This window comes from Microvirga sp. P4_A5 (assembly GCF_056402495.1).
In genome coordinates, this window is record NZ_JBFUHH010000001.1 from 218,741 (window position 1) to 236,016 (window position 17,276).

Sequence of the window (17,276 nt, forward strand, 5' to 3'; positions counted from 1 at the left end):
GGACAGATGCCGCCAGCTTTCACCCGATGGATCGCCCCCATTCTGCTGGGCCTCGCGCTGACGCTCGGCCCTGCCGGGGCGGCGCAGCCGGTGCGCATCCTTACGTCGTTCCCGCCTGCGTTTCTCGATCCCTTCCGCGCGGCCTTCGAGGCCCGGCATCCCGATACTCCCATCGAGTTCATCCAGCGCAAGACAACGGGCGCGGTGGCCGACATCGTGGGTGGGCGGCATCCCCATGCGGATCTGTTCTGGGCCTCCGCTCCGGATGCGTTTGAAATCCTGAAAAGCGCCGGCCGCCTCGCCACAATCGAGCCGCGAGCGACCGGCGCCCCGGAACTCATCGCCGGCTATCCGGTCAATGATCCCGACCTGCGCTATCTCGGATTTGCCCTGTCGGGGTACGGCTTCGTCTACAATCCGGATTATCTCGAGGAGCGGCGACTTCCGGCTCCGCGATCCTGGACGGGACTGACCGCGCCGGTCTATGCGGGACATCTGGGCATCAGTTCGCCGTCGCGGTCGGGCACGACGCATCTGATGGTCGAGGCGATCCTTCAGGTCCATGGATGGGACAGGGGCTGGGCGATCTGGTCCGAGATCGGTGGCAATCTGGCAACCGTCACGGCGCGCAGCTTCGGCGTCTCGGCCGGCGTCGCGCGCGGCCGCTTCGGCATCGGTCCGTCGATCGATTTTCTCACCAACCCGCAGGGAGCACCCGCCGGCAGGACTCGCTTCGTGCTTCCGGACGAGACGCTGTTCGTGCCCGCGAGCATCGCCATCCTGACCGATGGAGCCAATCGCGCGGGGGCCGAACGCTTCGTCGATTTCGTGCTGTCCGAGGAGGGGCAGGCTTTGCTTCTCGATCCGCGCATCGGGCGGCTGCCGATCTCGCCTCAGGTCTACCCGCCGGAAGGAATCGCGGGCTACAACCCGTTCGCGCGCGACAGCCTCTTCGTCAAAGGTCTGTTCGACGCAAGCCTGTCGGCCGCGCGCTATGAGCTCGTCAACATCATCTTCGACGAAGCCATCACCTTTCGCCGGGCCGATCTGGCGCGGCTCTGGGGGGCGATCCGCGGCCTCGAACGCGATCTGACGGATCGCTCGGACGCCGTGGCCGCGCAACTCGTGAGCGACGCACGGGCTGCCCTGTCGCGCGCGCCTTTGAGCGAAGCCGAATCCGCCAAGCCCGACGTGCGCGGCGGATTGATCCGCGTCCCGCGCGGCCTTCCGACGCCTGAGCCGCAAGCCCGTCTCGAAGCGCGCATCAGGGGAGCCATCGACGACCAGATGCGGTCGGCGGCCCGCGCGGTCTCGGAAGCCGCGGTCCGGATCGGATCGGCGGGCGGAAACCACGGGCCCGTGCCCCTCGGAAGCCGGCCATGATCGGGCGCAAGAGACTCGGCATCGGCGGCCGTCTGATCGCGGCGTTTCTCGGCGTCGGCGCGCTCGCGGTTGGCGCGTGCGTCGTCGGCTGGCTGTCCTACGCGCGCCTGAGCGAGGAGCTGGACGCGATCGCGCGGGCGCATCTGCCGGCGCTCGCCTTTTCGGCGCGCTTGGCCGAGTCGGGCGCGAACGTGATCGCGAGTTCGCCCGATCTGGCGCTGGCCGAGCGGCGGGAAACCTACGAGCGCATCCAGGGTGCCTTGCGTGAGCGCCTGGCGGCCCTTCGCGTCATCCTGAGCGAACGCAGCCACGACGGCTCGATCTCGCCCGAGCTTCTGGTCGTCACCGAGGGCATCGCCGCCAATCTCAAAGCCATCGATGAAGTGGCCGAAACCCGCTTTCCCCTGCACGAGCGGGCTCGCACCATCAGCGAGGAGCTGCGCTGGCTGCAGGCTGACCTGATCGAGGAGGTCGATCCGCTCATCGACGACGCCAAGTTCAATATCGAGTCCGCCATCGACCGCATCGCGCCGGGGACAAGTACCGATGAGAACCGCAAGGCCCTGCGCGATGAAAGCCGCAAGAGCGAGGCGTTGTTTGCCATCAACGCGCAAGCCAATCTCATCATCGGGCTCCTCGGCCGCCTCGCCACGGTTCCGAGTGTCGAGGACCTGCAGGAAACCAGCAATTTCCTGGGAGAGATGACGGACCAGCTCGAACTCGAATCAAAGGCCATCGCCACCTGGACCGACACGGTCACCATCGGCCAGATCGCCGCCCGCCTGCTTGCCGTGTCGGATCCGAAGACCGGTCTTCCGGCGGTGAAGCGCGCCGAGCTCGAGGCCAATGCGCGCGGGCTGACGCTGCTTGCGGAAAATCGCCGCCTCGTGACGCAGCTCGGCGCGCTGATCTCGCTCGAAGTCAGCCGCACGGAGGCGATTGCGCGGCGGGCGGCGGAGCGTTCGGCGACCGCCATCGCCATCGGCCGCAACCTCCTGCTCGCCATCGCCATCGCGTCGCTCGCGATCACGTCGGCGATCGGGTGGTTGTATGTGCGACGCCATCTCGTGGCCCGTCTGCAGGAGCTCACCGTCGCCGCGACCGCCATCGCCGAGGGGCAATCCGCGCCCCAGATCCCGCCCGCCACCAACGACGAACTGGGCGACCTGTCGCGTGCGCTCGCCGTCTTCCGGCGGACGCGGGACGATCTCGTGCAATCGGCCAAACTGGCGGCGCTCGGGCAGATGGCGGCGGGGATCAGCCACGAGCTGAACCAGCCGCTCGCGGCGATACGCTCGCACGCCCATAACGGCGCGATCCTTCTCGAACGGGGCCGCGGTGACGAGGCGCGGGCCAGCCTGGACCGCATCCAGGCGCTGACCGCCCGCATGGCGGAGCTGATCAAGCACCTCAAGCGGTTCGCGCGGCGCCCGGGCGTCGATCTCGACATGGTGGATCTTCGCGCCACGGTCGAGGGCGCCCTCTCGCTGTTCACGCATCGAATCCTCGAGGACGGCGTGACCGTACGGCTCGATCTTCCCCACCAGCCGATTCGAGTGCGCGCGGAGGAAATTCGGCTCGAGCAGATCGTCGTCAACCTCGTGTCGAACGCGCTCGATGCCCTCGATGGATGCGATCCGCGTGAAATCGACATCCGCGCGGACAAATCGGGAGATCGCGTGCGGCTCGTGGTGGCGGATACGGGCCGGGGCATCCGCGAGGGCGATCGCCGAACCGTGTTCGACCCCTTCTTCACCACCAAGCCCCCCGGATTGGGACTGGGTCTCGGCCTGTCGATGTCCTACAACATCGCCAAGGATTTCGGCGGCGACCTGATCCTTTCCGAAACCGGACCCGCGGGAACCACTTTTGTGATCGATCTGATGACGGCCAAGGCATCATGACGGACATGTCCCGCGTCATCCTCATCGACGACGATGCCGAGGTGCTCGAAGCCTCCCGCCAGACACTCGAACTCGACGGCTTCGCGGTTGATGCCGCAGGCTCGGCCAAGGCCGGCCTGTCGCGTCTGACGCATGATGCGCCGGTGGTCGTGGTGTCGGACGTCCGCATGCCCGGTCAGGATGGCTTCGCGCTTCTGGAAGCGGTTCGGGAGGTGGATGGCGAAATCCCCGTCATTCTCGTGACGGGCCACGGGGACGTGCCGATGGCGATCCGCGCCGTGCGCGCCGGCGCGTGGGATTTCGTCGAGAAGCCGGCGGATCCCGTGCGCCTCGTGGAGACCATCCGCCGCGCTGCGGCGCATCGCGCGCTGATTCTCGAAAACCGCAACCTCCGCGCGCGCGCCGAGATGGACGACCCGCTGGCGCGGCGTCTCGTCGGCTGTTCGGCGGCGATCGAGCGGTTGCGCAAAAGCCTGAGGCTGCTCTCCGATTCAGACGCCGACGTGCTGCTTCTCGGGGAGACCGGAACCGGCAAGGAGGTGGCGGCGCGCGCCCTTCACGATTTCGGGCGCCGCCGGCAGGGCCGGTTCGTAGCGGTCAATTGCGGGGCGATTCCCGAAACGATGATCGAGAGCGAGCTGTTCGGCCATGAGCCGGGCGCGTTCACGGGTGCGCGCGAGCGCCGCATCGGCAAGCTCGAACACGCAAGCGGCGGCACGCTCTTTCTCGACGAGATAGAATCGATGCCGCCCTCCGCGCAGGTGCGCCTTTTGCGCGTCCTGCAGGAGCGGACCATCGAGCGGCTGGGGTCCAACAAGGAAATCCCCGTCAATCTCCGCGTCGTTGCCGCCACCAAGGCGGATCTCGCGGTGCTGGCGACGCAAGGTACGTTCCGCGAGGACCTCCTCTACCGCCTCAACGTGGTCACCCTGCGCCTGCCGCCCCTGCGGGAGCGGCGCGACGACGTGCCGATGCTGTTCCGGCATTTCCTCGATCTCGCGGCGTCCCGCGAAGGCCGCGCGGCGCCCGAGCCCGACCCAACTTTTCTCGATTCGCTCACGCAGATGGAATGGCCCGGCAATGTGCGCGAACTGCGCAACGCCGCCGAGCGGCATTTCCTCGGCATGGACGACGAGGGCCCGCTAGCCTTGCCGGAAGGCCCTCGCGACGCGCCGAGCCTCGAAGAGCAGATGGAGATCGCCGAGCGTCGGGTCATTCACGATACCCTCACCCGAATGGGCGGCCGCATCGGCGCGACGGCCGAGGCCCTCGGCATCACGCGCAAGACCCTCTATCTGAAAATGAAGAAATACGATCTCGGGCGCATGGGCGATCTGGAAGCGTGATGTTACGGGGCTGACCCATCGCGACAGCGCGACGTTACCGTTCGTTCCCCTCTCGATGCCTCCTTCGCCGGGTTTCAGGACAAGGCCGCCGCAGTCGCGGTCTGGCCCGGTTCTTGCATTGACTGAGACCGGCTGCCTGCGGGCGGACCCAAGCCTGTCCCAAATTTGGAGGAAATCGATGCTTCGCCATTCCGCCGCCATCGCGGCTCTTCTCGGCGCGACCCTGCTTTCGAGCGCCGCCTTCGCCCAAAGCGGCAAGGTCACCGTCGTCACGTCGTTTTCCAAGGACGTGACCGATCCGTTCAAGCAGGCGTTCGAGAAGGCTCATCCGGGCGTCACCCTCGACGTCCAGAACCGCAACACCAATGCGGGCGTGAAATTCGTCGAGGAGACCAAAGCCAACAACCAGGTCGATCTCTTCTGGGCCTCTGCGCCGGATGCTTTCGAGGTTCTCAAGGGCAAGAAGCTCCTGCAGAGCTACAAGCCGAAGGCCGAGGGAATTCCCGAGAAGGTCGGCTCCTATCCGATCAACGATCCGGACGGTTTCTATTCGGGTTTCGCGGCCTCGGGCTACGGCATCATGTGGAACGACCGCTATGCCAAGGCCAACAAGCTGCCGGAGCCCAAGGACTGGCAGGATCTCGCCAAGGCGGTCTATTTCGACCACGTCGCGATGGCGGCGCCGTCGCGGTCGGGCACCACGCACCTGACCATCGAGACCATCCTCCAGGGCGAGGGCTGGGATCAGGGCTGGCGCGTGCTCAAGGAAATGTCGGGCAACTTTCGCCAGATCACCGAACGCTCGTTCGGCGTGCCCGAGGCGGTGAATTCCGGACAGGTCGGCTACGGAATCGTGATCGACTTCTTCGCATTCTCGTCGCAGGCCTCCGGCTTCCCGGTGAAGTTCGTCTATCCCACGGTCACCACCATCGTGCCGGCCAATGTGGGCGTCATCGCCAATGCGCCGAACCGCGCCGGGGCCGAGGCCTTCGTGGAGTTCCTCGTCTCGCCGCAGGGCCAGGAGGTCCTGCTCGAGCCGACGATCCGCCGCCTGCCGGTCAATCCGGCGGCCTACGCCAAGGCGCCCGCGGATTACCCCAATCCCTTCAAGGACACCTCGGTGGGCGCGCGCGTGAAGTTCGACGTGAACGTGTCGGAGAAGCGCACCAACGCGGTGGACGTGCTCTACGACCAGACGATCACGTTCCAGCTCGACGCGCTGAAGGCCGCCACCAAGGCGATCCACGATGCGGAAGCGGCGATTGCCAAGAAGGATTCGGCCGGGGCGAAAGCTCTCGTGAAGGAAGCGCGCGATCTCGTCGCCGCCATGCCGATCACCGAGCAGCAGGCCGCCTCGCCTGAAATCGCGGGCGCGTTCACGGGCGGCAAGGAAAAGGGCGCGCGCCAGGCCGAGCTCGAGCAGCAATGGGCCTCTTTCGCCAAGGACCGCTATGCGCAGGCCAAGACCAAGGCCGAGCAGGCGCTGAAACAGGCTCAATAGGCCTCAAAGGCACCCAGCTTCAAACGGGCGGCCCGGGATATCGGGCCGCCTGACCTCCTTTTTCGGATTTCAGGAGAGCGGATCCATGTCCGTCGCCGCGACCGTCCCGCGAGTGCAAGCTCCGTCCGTGCTYGCACGGCTCGCCCACACCATGTCCGCGACGCCGGGTCAGATCGCGCTGAGCCTCGCCATCGTGGCGTTCCTGGCGCTGTTCCTGATCGTCCCCGTCGGAACGGTGATCTACGTTGCCTTCACAGAGAAGGGCACGAGCACGTTCACTTTGGTCAATTTCATCGATTTCTTTCGCACGGATCTGTTCGTGCGGTCGTTCTGGAATTCGGTCTACGTTTCGGCGATGTCGGTGGTGCTGGCCTCGATCTTCGCGCTGCCGCTTGCCTACATCACCACACGGTTCGATTTTCGCGGCGCCATCCTGATCCAGACCCTCGGCTTCCTGCCGCTCATCATGCCGCCCTTCGTGGGAGCGGTCGCCATGCTGCTGCTGTTCGGGCGGAACGGCACCGTCAATCTCCTGCTCGACGATTGGTTCGGCTTCAAGATCTCCTTCATGGAGGGCCTGAACGGCGTCATCTTCGTGCAGGCGGTGCACTATTTCCCGTTCATCCTCATCAATCTTTCGACCTCCCTGCGCAACATCGACCGCGCCATGGAAGAGGCGGCGCAGAATCTCGGCAGCTCGGGCTTCCGACTGTTCCGCCGCATCGTCTTCCCGCTCGCCATGCCGGGCTACATCGCCGGCGCATCGCTGGTTTTCGTGAAGGTGTTCGACGACCTTGCCACCCCGCTCCTTCTCAACGTGAAGGACATGCTGGCGCCCCAGGCCTATCTGCGCGTGACATCCATCGGCATCGCCGATCCCATGGGCTACGTGATCTCGGTGGTGCTCATCTGCATGTCGATCCTCGCCATGTGGATCTCGGCGCTCGCCATGCGCGGCAAGGATTACGCCACCGTGCAGCGTGGCGGCGGCGGGCTCGCGAGACGACAGATGCGGCCGTGGGAGACCGTCATCGCCTACGCGACCGTGTTCCTCATCCTGTCGCTCGTGCTCGCGCCGCATGTCGGCTTGCTGCTCCTCTCCTTTGCCACCATCTGGTCGTTCAGCCCGCTGCCCGACGGCTTGACCCTCGCCCATTACGGCCGGGTGTTCGGGGAGAGTTTCATCTACGTCAAGAACACGCTGATCTACGCGTCGCTGGCGGGATTGATCGATGTGGTGGTCGGCACCATCATCGCCTATCTGGTGCTGCGGACGCGCCTGATCGGACGCGCCTGGCTCGATTGGGCCGCGACCGCGGCACTCGCCATTCCGGGCGTGGTTCTGGGCATCGGATACCTGCGCACCTTCTACGGCGTACAGCTTCCCGACGGTACGCCGCTCGCCACCCTGTGGATCGTGATCGTGCTGGCTCTCGCCATCCGGCGGCTGCCCTATGCGCTGCGCGCCTGCTACGCGGCCTTGCAGCAGATCTCCGTCTCGCTGGAGGAAGCGGCGGAAAATCTCGGCGCCACCAAGACCCGCACCGTGCGGCGTGTGGTTCTGCCCTTGATGGCCGGCGGCATCTTGGCCGGGTTCGTCACCAGCTTTGCGACGGCGGCGGTGGAATTGTCCGCCACCCTGATGCTGGTGCAATCGAACGCCGACGCGCCACTGGCCTACGGGCTCTACGTGTTCATGCAATCCCCGGCCGGACGCGGGCCGGGCGCTGCCCTCGGGGTGATCGCGGTGCTGCTGGTGGCCCTGTGCACCTTCGCGTCCCATCTGATCATCGAACGAAGCCAGAAGGCCCGATCGCCCGCTCTAACCCCTTCCGATTCATAGGGACCGACCTTCATGAACCAGCCTCTTCGCGCAACCCAACTCGACACGCCCGCGGTGGATGTCGACATTCGCAACGTCGATCTGTTCTACGGTACGAACCACGTCCTCAAGAACATCAGCCTCCATGTCCGGCCGGGCGAGTTTTTCGCGTTTCTCGGCCCATCGGGTTGCGGCAAGACCACCCTTCTGCGGCTCATCGCGGGCTTCAACAACGCGCAGAGCGGCGAGGTGCTGGTCGGCGGCCGCGATCTTTCGCGCCTGCCGCCGTGGAAGCGCGATGTCGGCATGGTGTTCCAGTCCTATGCGCTCTGGCCGCACATGACGGTCAGGCGGAATGTGGCGTTCGGCCTGGAGGAGCGGCGACTGCCCAAGGCTGAGATCGAAAGCCGGGTCGCGGCGGCGCTCGAACTCGTCGGCCTGTCGCATCTCGCGGACCGACGCCCCTCGCAGCTCTCTGGGGGCCAGCAGCAGCGTGTCGCGGTCGCCCGCACCATTGCGATCGAGCCGAAGGTGCTGCTTCTCGACGAGCCGTTGTCGAATCTCGATGCCAAGATGCGCGTGCAGGTGAGGCGCGAATTGCGCGACCTGCAGCAGCGGCTGGGCCTCACCACCATTTTCGTGACGCATGACCAGGAAGAAGCCAATACCATCTGCGACCGCATCGCCGTGATGAATGACGGCGTCGTCCAGCAGGTCGGCACGCCCATGGAGGTCTATGCGAAGCCAGCGAACCTGTTCGTGGCGAATTTTCTCGGCACCGCCAACATCCTGCCGGGACGCGTGGTGCGCAATGGCGACGCGCGGATCTTCGAGATTGAGGGCGGGCTCAACATCCCGGTCCCGGCGGATGCCGAGGTGCCGGACGGTGCAAAGCTCGTGTTCCGGCCGCAGCATGCGAGCCTAGGGGCGGAGGTGCCCGACGCGCTGGCGCTGCCCGGCATCGTCACCCACACGGAATTCCTTGGCTCGACCCTGCGCTATGGCGTCCGGATCGGCGCCACCGAGGTTCTCATCGACACGCCGTATCATTCGGGCGACGCGCCCTACGACGCGGGAACACCCGTCAAGGTCGGCCTGTCGCTGCGCTCCGCCACCTGGCTTGCCTCCTAGGCGATTTTCGAAACGGCTCCATGACCCAACTCAAAGCCATCATCTTCGATCTCGACGGCACGCTGGTCGACAGCGCCGAGGATCTGCGCAATGCCGCGAACGCGCTGCTCGGGGAAGAGAATCTGCCTCCCGTAAGCCTTGAGGACATCAAGGCGATGATCGGCGACGGCGTCGCGAAACTGGTGGAGCGTGCGATCCTGCGGATCAGCGGCGAGGTCGCGGCGCTGCCACGGCTGGTGGCGAGGTTCATGCAGATCTACGAGGCCGATGCGTCGCGCCACACCCTGGCTTACCCAGGTGTTCGCGGAACGCTCGAAGCCTTGAGCCGCATGGGCCTCCGGCTCGCGGTGGTCACCAACAAGCCTCACGCGGCGACGATCGCCATCCTCGAATCGCTCGGTCTTTCGGCGTTCTTCGACGCCGTCATCGGCGGCGACACGCTCGCCGAGCGCAAGCCGCATCCGGCACCGATCGAGGCGGCTCTTCGGCTGATGGGAATTGGCGGCGACGCGGCCTTCATGGTCGGCGACAATTACCATGACGTGCAGGCCGCGCGCGCGGCCGGTATCGCCGTCGTTGTCGCGGTGACGTACGGCTACAGCCACAAGCCGCATGCGGAGCTTGGCGCCGATCACCTCATCGACACGATGCCCGATCTCCTGCCGATCGTGGCGAGCCGCGTCGCGGCCTGACACTCCACGAGACGTGGAGACCGGAGCGTATTTCCATGAAACTGATTTTCGTCCGTCACGGCGAAACCGAGTGGAATGCCGAACGGCGGCTGCAGGGACATGCGGACGCGCCGCTATCCGCGCGGGGGCTTCAACAAGCGCGCGGCACATCGCTGTTCTTTGCCGGTTCGCCCGCGCCTGTGCACGTGGTCTCGTCCGATCTGACCCGGGCCCGCCGCACGGCCGAAATCCTGGGCTTTCCCGATGCGGCGACCGATGCGCGCCTCCGGGAGATGGATCTGGGCGAATGGACCGGCCGCTGGATCGACGACATCGAGAAGGCGGATGCCAAGGCCTATCGTAACTGGCGGCTGGGAACTCATACGCCACCCGGCGGCGAAAGCTGGGGGCGCTTCTGCGCGCGCGTCGATTCGGCGTTGACGGAGATATCGCGACGACACGCGGGCGACGTGGTCGTAGTCACTCATGAGGGCGTGGTCCGCGCCGCCTGCCAGATCCTCATCGGGTTGACGCCCGAATGCATGGCGCCGGTGTCACCGGCCGCTCTCACCATTCTCACCGTGGATCATGCGGCGCAGGGGCGAACGGCACGACTCGTCGCCTACAATTTTGCACCGACGCCGGGCGATCTGAGAACGCGAGGTCTGGATCACGTGGCGGTGTGACAATGGCAGCGCGGGCGGACGCATTCCTTGCATCCGCCCGCCGCCTGTGGCGTGAGACTAGCGCTCGATCATCTTGTTCCAGCGGCTGTTCCATTCAGGACGCTTCTCGTTGATGGCGTCCCAATCCAGCGTCACGGCATTCTTCATGTAGCCATGGAACTTGGCGAGCTTGGCTTCGGCTTCCGGAGTCGCCGCCTTCGCCTTGGTGTTCGACGGCACGATGTTGCCGAATTGCAGTGCCTTGCTCTGCGCCTCCGGCGACAAGAGGTAAGCGGCGAGCTTCTGCGAAAGCTCGGGCTCGCTGTTCTTGGCAATCACGCACTCGGCCACCATCAGCACCACCGAACCTTCCTTCGGCTGGGCGTATTCGACCGGAATGCCCTTTTCCTGCAGGGCCGCGACGGCGGTCGGCGTCAGCGGGAAGATCGCGGCCTCGCCGGTCTGCACCATTTCGGAAATTTTCGCCGAGCTCGGGATGAATTCGAGCACGTTCGGCCCGATGGTGCTGCGGAACTTCGCGAAGCCGGGCTCCACATCCTTTTCCGTGCCGCCCTGAATGCGGTTGAACATCAGGAAAGCGTGCAGGCCGAACGACGACGCGGAGGCGGATTGGAACACCACCTTCTCCTTGTATTTCGGGTCGGCGAGATCCATCCACGAGGTCGGGGCCGCCCAGCCCTTCTCGTCGAACATTTTCTTGTTGTAGGCGAGGCCCGTCATGCCGAGGTCGATGCCGACCGCCATGTCGCCTTTCATGCGTGCGCCGGGCGCGAGGTCGGCCAAAGCGGGGCTCTCCGTCATCCTCTGGCAGAGGCCGGCGCCGATCGCCCGCACCATCACGCCGTCATCGAGAAACATCACGTGCATCTGCGGGTTGTCCTTGGCGGCCGTGGCTTTCGCCAGGATGTCGGACGAGGTGCCGGGAACGACCACCACCTTGACGTCATTCGCCTTCTCGAAATCCGGCAGCACGTTCTGCGTGAAGGTCTTCTCGAAATTGCCGCCGTTCATGCCGACATAAAGCGTCTTGGTCTGGGCGTGGGCTGCGCTGGCGAGCGACGCCATGGCGACGGCGCCCAGCAAGACGTGTCTGATCTTCATCATTGCGATGTTTCCCTCTGTTGTGGCTCAGTGATCGAAGCCGCACCCGAGCCCTGGTTGGTGCGGTTGAAACGGTCGATGGAGAACGCCCCGATCGGCGTGGCGGTGCGGCCGTCGCGAACGAGATCGGCCACGACCTCGCCGACGCCGGGCGCGATCTGAAACCCCGCGCCCGAAAACCCGAACGCATGGATCAGACCCGGCGTTGTCATGCTGTGGCCGATGACGGGATTGCGGTCGGGCGTGTCGGCCTCGGTGCCGGTCCAGAAGCGGATCGCGTGGGCATGACGCAGGGATGGAAACATTTCAGTGGCGCGGTTCATGACCGTCACCGCGGCGTCTCCGACCGGACGCGAATAATCGGGATCGGCGAGGGGCGCGCCGCGCACGCCGCCGACGATGCAATTGCCCCGCTCCACCTGACGGGCATAGATACCGCCGCCCTCCGCGCCAATATTCACCGTCATGATGGCGGCGAGCGGCTCGGTGACGATCAGGCACGGATAGATTCGCCCCAACGGCACATGTTCGCCGAACGCCTCGGCGAAAGGCGCAGCCCAGGCGCCGGCGCTGTTCACCAGATGCGTCGCCCTGATTTCGAGCCCGTCACCTGCCGACAGGCGAAAACCATCCGGTGTCTTGTGTGCATGGTGGACGGCCGTCTGTTCAAGGACGGTCGCGCCCGCGCGCGCCGCCGCCCTGGCAAAGGCTGCCGAGACAAGGCGCGGATTGGCGTGTCCGTCGCCAGGGCACAGGGACGCGCCCGCCATGTCGCCGGCAATCCAGGGGAACCGCTCGCGCAGGCCATTGTGGCCGATGAGTTCGAGGTCGAGGCGCATGTCGGCCACGAGGGCAGCATACCGCTCGAGCGACGCCATCTCGGCCTCGGTTCGCGCCAGCTTGAGATGGCCCGAAGGAGAAAATTCGCCGTCGATGCCGATGAGCTCCTTCAAACGCGGCCAGATCGCATGGGCGCGCTGAGACAGCGGGATCTGCTCGGGCGGACGGCCCTGACGCCGCACGCCGCCGTAATTCACGCCGCTCGCCTGCGCGCCGCAGAAACCCTTGTCGAGCAGCACCACCGAGAAGCCGCTCCGCCGCAACGCGAGGGCGGCAGAACTGCCGACGAGGCCGCCCCCGATGATCGCCACATCTGCCGAGAGGGTGCGGCTCATGCGGCTTCCTCCTCGGCCGCGAGATCGAGCGGCAGGGGCTTGACCGGAGCCTGCGCGCGCAGCCGTCCCACCGCATCGAGCGAACGGCCACAGGATGCGGCGAGCACTTCCGCCGCGGATGTTCCGCACATCCGGCCCTGACAGCGCCCCATGCCGATGCGCGTCAGCGCCTTCAAGCGATTGATCTCGACCACGCCCATCGTGCCAGCCGCAAGTCGGGCCTCTCCCACCGCGATCTCCTCGCACCGGCAGAGCACCACATCGTCGGCGAGCTTATCAGTCCAGCCGTCCGGGAACGGGAAGGCGCTCTCCAGGATCGAACGAAACCGCTCCAGCGCGGCGGATTTTTGTTCGAGATCGCGGACGCGCGATGGGTCGGGCGGAAGACCCGCGTCCTCCAGCACGGCCAGGCCCGCGCGCTCGCCGCCAAGTTCCGCCGCGTCGGCGCCAGCGATTCCGGCGCCGTCCCCGGCGATATAGACCCGCGCAACGCTGGTCCGCCCGGCTGCATCGCGCTCCGGACGCCAGGCCCGATCACGTGTGTCGAAGAGGAACCGGCAGCCGGCGAGGTCGGCAAGCTGGGTCTCCGATCGCAGTCCGAGGCCGAAGCCTATCGCGTCGCAGGCGATCCGTTTCTCAACGCCGCGCTCCTGCCACACGATGGCCGTGACGCGCGCGTCGCCTTCGACGCGAACGGGTTCGACGCCATAGAGAACCGGCACGCCGCGCGCCGCGAGCTCCGCCGCATAGCGCATGCCACGCAGGATCACGCCCGGCTGCAGCGCAAGACCTCGCAGGAGATTGAGTTTGGCCGACAACGGCGCGGTGTCGAGGACGGCTTCGACCTTTGCACCCGCCTTCATGTATTGCCAGGCGACGAGGTAAAGCAGCGGGCCGGAGCCCAGAAACACCACCCGCTCGCCGATGGCGCAGCCTTGCGATTTCAGTGTGACTTGCGCGCCGCCGAGACTGAAGACGCCGGGCGTCGTCCATCCGGCGAAGGGCAGCACGCGGTCCGTCGCGCCGGTCGCCAGGACGAGATGGGTGAAATCCGCGCGGCGGTTATGGCCGGCGACCGCGATGTCGGCGACATTGCCGCCGATGTTCCAGACCAAAGCCTGCGGCCAGTAATCGACGCGGTCGGCAAGCGCCGCGATGGTCTCGTGCAACGCCGTCGCCTTGCGGGCCTCAGACCCGTAGAGATCGCGCGGCGAACGTTCGTCGGCAACGAGGCGCTGGCGATAGATCTGCCCGCCGCCGAGCGGCGCTTCATCGACGAGGAGCGGGCGTATGCCCGCCTTTGCCAGAACCTCCGCGGCGCGAATTCCGGCCGGTCCGGCCCCGACGATCAGGGGTCGCAGCAAGGGGGTCACGACCGCTTCTCCGGTCGCGTGCGAAGGTCCATGCCGGGCTCCAGCCGCGTCGTGCAGGCGCGCAACCGACGGCCGTCTGCGGCAAGGACCCAGCAATCCTGGCACGCGCCCATCTGGCAGAAGCCGGCGCGGGGCGTGCCGGAAAAATCGCCCCGCCGCAATTGGTCGGTCAGCGTGAGGGCGGCGGTCATGATGGTGTCGCCGGCCCGGCCCTCGCACGCCACGCCGTCGAGGATGAACGGGATGACGGGAAGATCGCGTCTGGCGAGGCGTTTCAGGAGGGCCATGCTGAATCCGCCCTAGCGTTGACCGACGAGGATCTTGTCGAGGCCGAAGGCGCGGTCGAGCACCAGCATGGCGACCGCCGTCAGCGCGATCATCAGTGCGGAGACCGCCGCCATCATCGGATCGATGGATTCCGTCGCGTACATGTACATCCGCACCGGCAGCGTGACGGTCGCGGGCGCGGTGACGAAGATCGACATGGTCAGCTCATCGAAGCTGTTGATGAAGGCGAGGAGCCAGCCGCCGGTGATGCCGGGTAGGATCATCGGCGCGGTGACGCGCCTGAACGTCGTCCAACTGCTCGCGCCCAGGGTCATGGCGGCCTGCTCCGCGCTGCGGTCCAGTCCGGACAGAGCCGCCAGCACGAGCCGCAGGACATAAGGCGTGACGATCACGATGTGGGTGGCGACCAGCCACGCGAAGCTGCCGGTGGCACCCACCAGCGCGAACAGGCGCAGGAAGGCGACGCCGAGCACGAGATGCGGGATGATCAGCGGCGAGAGAAACAGCGCGTTCAACGCATCGCGTCCCGGGAAATCGAGGCGGCTGATGGCAAGGCCCGCGGGAACGGCAAGCGCCACCGAGAGTGTCGCCGACAAGGTGGCGAGCCAGATGCTGTTCCAGAAGGATGCGACGAAATCCGGATGAGCGAAGACCGCCTTGAACCAGCGCAGCGAGATGCCCGTGGTCGGCAGCGACAGGGTGTTCTCGGGCGTGAACGCCACGAGGCAGATGATCAGAAGCGGCGCGAGGACGAATGCCACGACGAGGCTGTGAAAGACGAGGGCGAGCGGTCCGTTCTTTTGCATCGCGATCACCCGAGCATCCGTCGCGCCCTGGTCTCGACCATGCGGTTATAGGCCAGCATGATGAGCAGGTTGGCGACGAGAACGATGATCGCGATGGCGGCGCCCAGCGGCCAGTTCAGCTCGTGCAGATATTCGTCGTATACGAGCGTCGCCGCCATCTTGAGCCTGCGGCCTCCGAGCAGGCCGGGAATCGCGAAGGCGCTGGCCGAGAGGCCGAACACGATGAGGCAGCCGGACAGCATGCCGAGCGATACCTGCGGCAACACGACCCGTCGCAAGGCCGCGAAGCGTGACGCGCCGAGACTCCAGGCGGCGGCCTCGACCATCGGATCGAGCTTCTGCAGCGCGGTCCAGATCGGGATCACCATGAAGGGCAGCATCACGTGCACGAGCGCGATGACGATCGCGGTTTCGGTGTAGAGAAGCCGCGCGCTCGGCAATCCCACGAGCTGCAGGGCCTGGTTCACGAGGCCTTGCGAACCGAGCAGCATGCTCCAGCCGAAGGCGCGGACGACCACCGAGACCAGCAGCGGTCCGATGATGACGAGAAGAAACACCGAGCGCCACGGATTGCGCATCCGCGCCAGGATGTAGGCCTCGGGCGCGCCGAGCATCGCGCAAATGAGCGTGGTCAGCGCGGCGATGCGCAAGGTGCGCCAGAAGATCCCGAGATAATACTCGTCCGTCACCACCGCGATGTAATGCGCGAGCGTGTAGGTGTCCTTGATGCCCGTCGCATGATCGTAGGCGCGAAACGACAGAATGACGGTAAGCGCCAGCGGCAGCAGGATCATGCCGGCGAAAAAGAGCGCGCCCGGGCCTGCCAGAAGCCACGGCGTCAAGGCGCGGGACGATGGGGGCCGTGGTGTCATTGGGCGCTCCTCACCGGTTCGTCGCGGAGATCACGCGCAGATCGGCGGGCTGCCAATCCAGACCGACGGATGCGCCCTCCGCGGGTGGCTCTTCGCCCTGGTTCGGGGTCGCCACCGTCATCGCGCCGACAGGCGTGTCCACGGTGAACAGCCATTGGCTGCCAAGGAAGAAGCGGCTCGCGATGTCGCCATCGAGCCGTCCTTCGCCGGCCTTGCGCAGCAGGATCTTCTCCGGGCGGATCGACATGGTGACGGGCGTCCCGTCGGGAAAGTCCGCGACAAGCGCTTCGAGACGCAGGCCGTGAAGATCGACCGCGCCGGCACCGCCCTCGCGCCGCCAGGTCCCGGCGATGAGATTGGTCTTGCCGACAAAGGAGGCGATGAACGCGTTGGAGGGCTGCTCGTATAGCCTGTAGGGCGCATCCACCTGGGTCATGCGGCCCTGTTCCATCACCACCACGCGGTCGCTGATGGAGAGCGCCTCGGCCTGGTCGTGCGTCACCATGATGGTGGTGGTGCCGACCTTGCGCTGGATGCGGCGAAGCTCGAACTGCATTTCCTCGCGCAGCTTGGCGTCGAGATTGGAGAGCGGTTCGTCGAGGAGCAGAACTGGCGGAGCGATCACGAGCGCCCGTGCGATGGCGACACGCTGGCGCTGGCCGCCGGACATTTCGCGCGGATAGCGGTCGGCGAATGCCGAGAGCTGCACGAGCGACAGCATCTCGCGCACGCGGTCCTGTCGTTCCGGACGCGGAACCCGGCGCATCTCGAGGCCGAAGGCGACGTTCTCGGCGACGGTCATGTGCGGGAAGAGCGCATAGCTCTGGAAGACGATCCCGAGCCCGCGTTTGTTGGGCTTCTCGTTCGTGATGTCGCGGCCGTCGAGGGTGATCCGCCCGGCGGAGGGCTCCACCAGACCGGCGATCATCTGCAACGTCGTGGTCTTGCCGCAGCCGGAGGGACCGAGGAGCGACACGAACTCACCCTTCTCGATGGTGAGCGCGACGTCGTCGACAGCCGCCATGTTTCCGTAATGCTTCGAAAGCCGCTCAAGCGCCAGAAAGGCCACGTGATCCTCCGATCCTGCATTCGGTTCGGGCCGCGGGGGACAAGCAATCCCTTAGCCTGCTTCGGATGACGGCTGGAACGGGCCGGCGAGTCAATGCAAGGATTCCACAGGAGGAAATCTTTTTGATTTTTATTCCATTCAGTGGAAT

Annotated in this window: 15 protein-coding genes; 8 read left to right on the forward strand and 7 right to left on the reverse strand. The window is 66.1% G+C overall.

What is annotated here, in order from left to right; all coding sequences use genetic code 11:
• The first annotated feature begins 6 nt into the window (after nt 1-6).
• The 8 genes from AC1DVM_RS01145 (at nt 7) to AC1DVM_RS01180 (ending at nt 10,444) form a co-directional block, all read left to right on the forward strand.
• Nucleotides 7-1,383, forward strand: coding sequence for an ABC transporter substrate-binding protein (locus AC1DVM_RS01145; RefSeq protein WP_477251264.1), 1,377 nt, complete (start codon nt 7-9; stop codon nt 1,381-1,383).
• Nucleotides 1,380-3,287 (forward strand): ATP-binding protein, encoded by a 1,908-nt coding sequence (locus AC1DVM_RS01150; protein ID WP_477251266.1) that lies wholly within the window; start codon nt 1,380-1,382, stop codon nt 3,285-3,287. Before AC1DVM_RS01145 ends, AC1DVM_RS01150 begins: the two co-directional genes overlap by 4 nt.
• Nucleotides 3,284-4,633: a sigma-54-dependent transcriptional regulator gene (locus tag AC1DVM_RS01155; RefSeq protein ID WP_477251268.1), complete on the forward strand. Its 1,350-nt coding sequence runs from the start codon at nt 3,284-3,286 to the stop codon at nt 4,631-4,633. Before AC1DVM_RS01150 ends, AC1DVM_RS01155 begins: the two co-directional genes overlap by 4 nt.
• Before the next feature lie 178 nt (nt 4,634-4,811).
• Nucleotides 4,812-6,134: an ABC transporter substrate-binding protein gene (locus AC1DVM_RS01160; protein ID WP_477251269.1), complete on the forward strand. Its 1,323-nt coding sequence runs from the start codon at nt 4,812-4,814 to the stop codon at nt 6,132-6,134.
• A gap of 151 nt (nt 6,135-6,285) precedes the next feature.
• Nucleotides 6,286-7,977, forward strand: coding sequence for an ABC transporter permease (locus AC1DVM_RS01165; RefSeq protein WP_477251361.1), 1,692 nt, complete (start codon nt 6,286-6,288; stop codon nt 7,975-7,977).
• Nucleotides 7,978-7,989: 12 nt separating this feature from the next.
• A complete protein-coding gene (locus AC1DVM_RS01170; protein ID WP_477251270.1) occupies nt 7,990-9,087 on the forward strand; it encodes an ABC transporter ATP-binding protein in 1,098 nt (365 codons plus the stop codon).
• Between the two features lie 20 nt (nt 9,088-9,107).
• A complete protein-coding gene (gph, locus tag AC1DVM_RS01175) occupies nt 9,108-9,779 on the forward strand; it encodes a phosphoglycolate phosphatase (RefSeq protein ID WP_477251272.1) in 672 nt (223 codons plus the stop codon).
• Between the two features lie 35 nt (nt 9,780-9,814).
• Nucleotides 9,815-10,444: a histidine phosphatase family protein gene (locus tag AC1DVM_RS01180; RefSeq protein WP_477251274.1), complete on the forward strand. Its 630-nt coding sequence runs from the start codon at nt 9,815-9,817 to the stop codon at nt 10,442-10,444.
• Between the two features lie 57 nt (nt 10,445-10,501).
• Here AC1DVM_RS01180 and AC1DVM_RS01185 read toward each other — a convergent pair whose 3' ends face one another.
• Genes AC1DVM_RS01185 through AC1DVM_RS01215 form a run of 7 tightly spaced genes read right to left on the reverse strand, consistent with a single transcriptional unit; the run spans nt 10,502 to nt 17,128 of the window.
• Nucleotides 10,502-11,548: an ABC transporter substrate-binding protein gene (locus AC1DVM_RS01185; protein ID WP_477251276.1), complete on the reverse strand. Its 1,047-nt coding sequence runs from the start codon at nt 11,546-11,548 to the stop codon at nt 10,502-10,504.
• Nucleotides 11,545-12,720 (reverse strand): NAD(P)/FAD-dependent oxidoreductase, encoded by a 1,176-nt coding sequence (locus AC1DVM_RS01190; protein WP_477251278.1) that lies wholly within the window; start codon nt 12,718-12,720, stop codon nt 11,545-11,547. The genes AC1DVM_RS01185 and AC1DVM_RS01190 overlap by 4 nt, the downstream gene beginning before the upstream one ends.
• Complete coding sequence (locus AC1DVM_RS01195) at nt 12,717-14,093, reverse strand: FAD/NAD(P)-dependent oxidoreductase (RefSeq protein WP_477251280.1); 1,377 nt, start codon at nt 14,091-14,093, stop codon at nt 12,717-12,719. The genes AC1DVM_RS01190 and AC1DVM_RS01195 overlap by 4 nt, the downstream gene beginning before the upstream one ends.
• Nucleotides 14,090-14,380: a (2Fe-2S)-binding protein gene (locus AC1DVM_RS01200; RefSeq protein WP_477251282.1), complete on the reverse strand. Its 291-nt coding sequence runs from the start codon at nt 14,378-14,380 to the stop codon at nt 14,090-14,092. Before AC1DVM_RS01200 ends, AC1DVM_RS01195 begins: the two co-directional genes overlap by 4 nt.
• A gap of 12 nt (nt 14,381-14,392) precedes the next feature.
• On the reverse strand, nt 14,393-15,187 hold the full coding sequence (locus AC1DVM_RS01205; RefSeq protein ID WP_477251363.1) for an ABC transporter permease: 795 nt from the start codon (nt 15,185-15,187) through the stop codon (nt 14,393-14,395).
• 5 nt (nt 15,188-15,192) lie between these two features.
• Complete coding sequence (locus AC1DVM_RS01210) at nt 15,193-16,059, reverse strand: ABC transporter permease (protein WP_477251284.1); 867 nt, start codon at nt 16,057-16,059, stop codon at nt 15,193-15,195.
• A gap of 10 nt (nt 16,060-16,069) precedes the next feature.
• A complete protein-coding gene (locus AC1DVM_RS01215; RefSeq protein WP_477251286.1) occupies nt 16,070-17,128 on the reverse strand; it encodes an ABC transporter ATP-binding protein in 1,059 nt (352 codons plus the stop codon).
• Between the last annotated feature and the right edge of the window lie 148 nt (nt 17,129-17,276).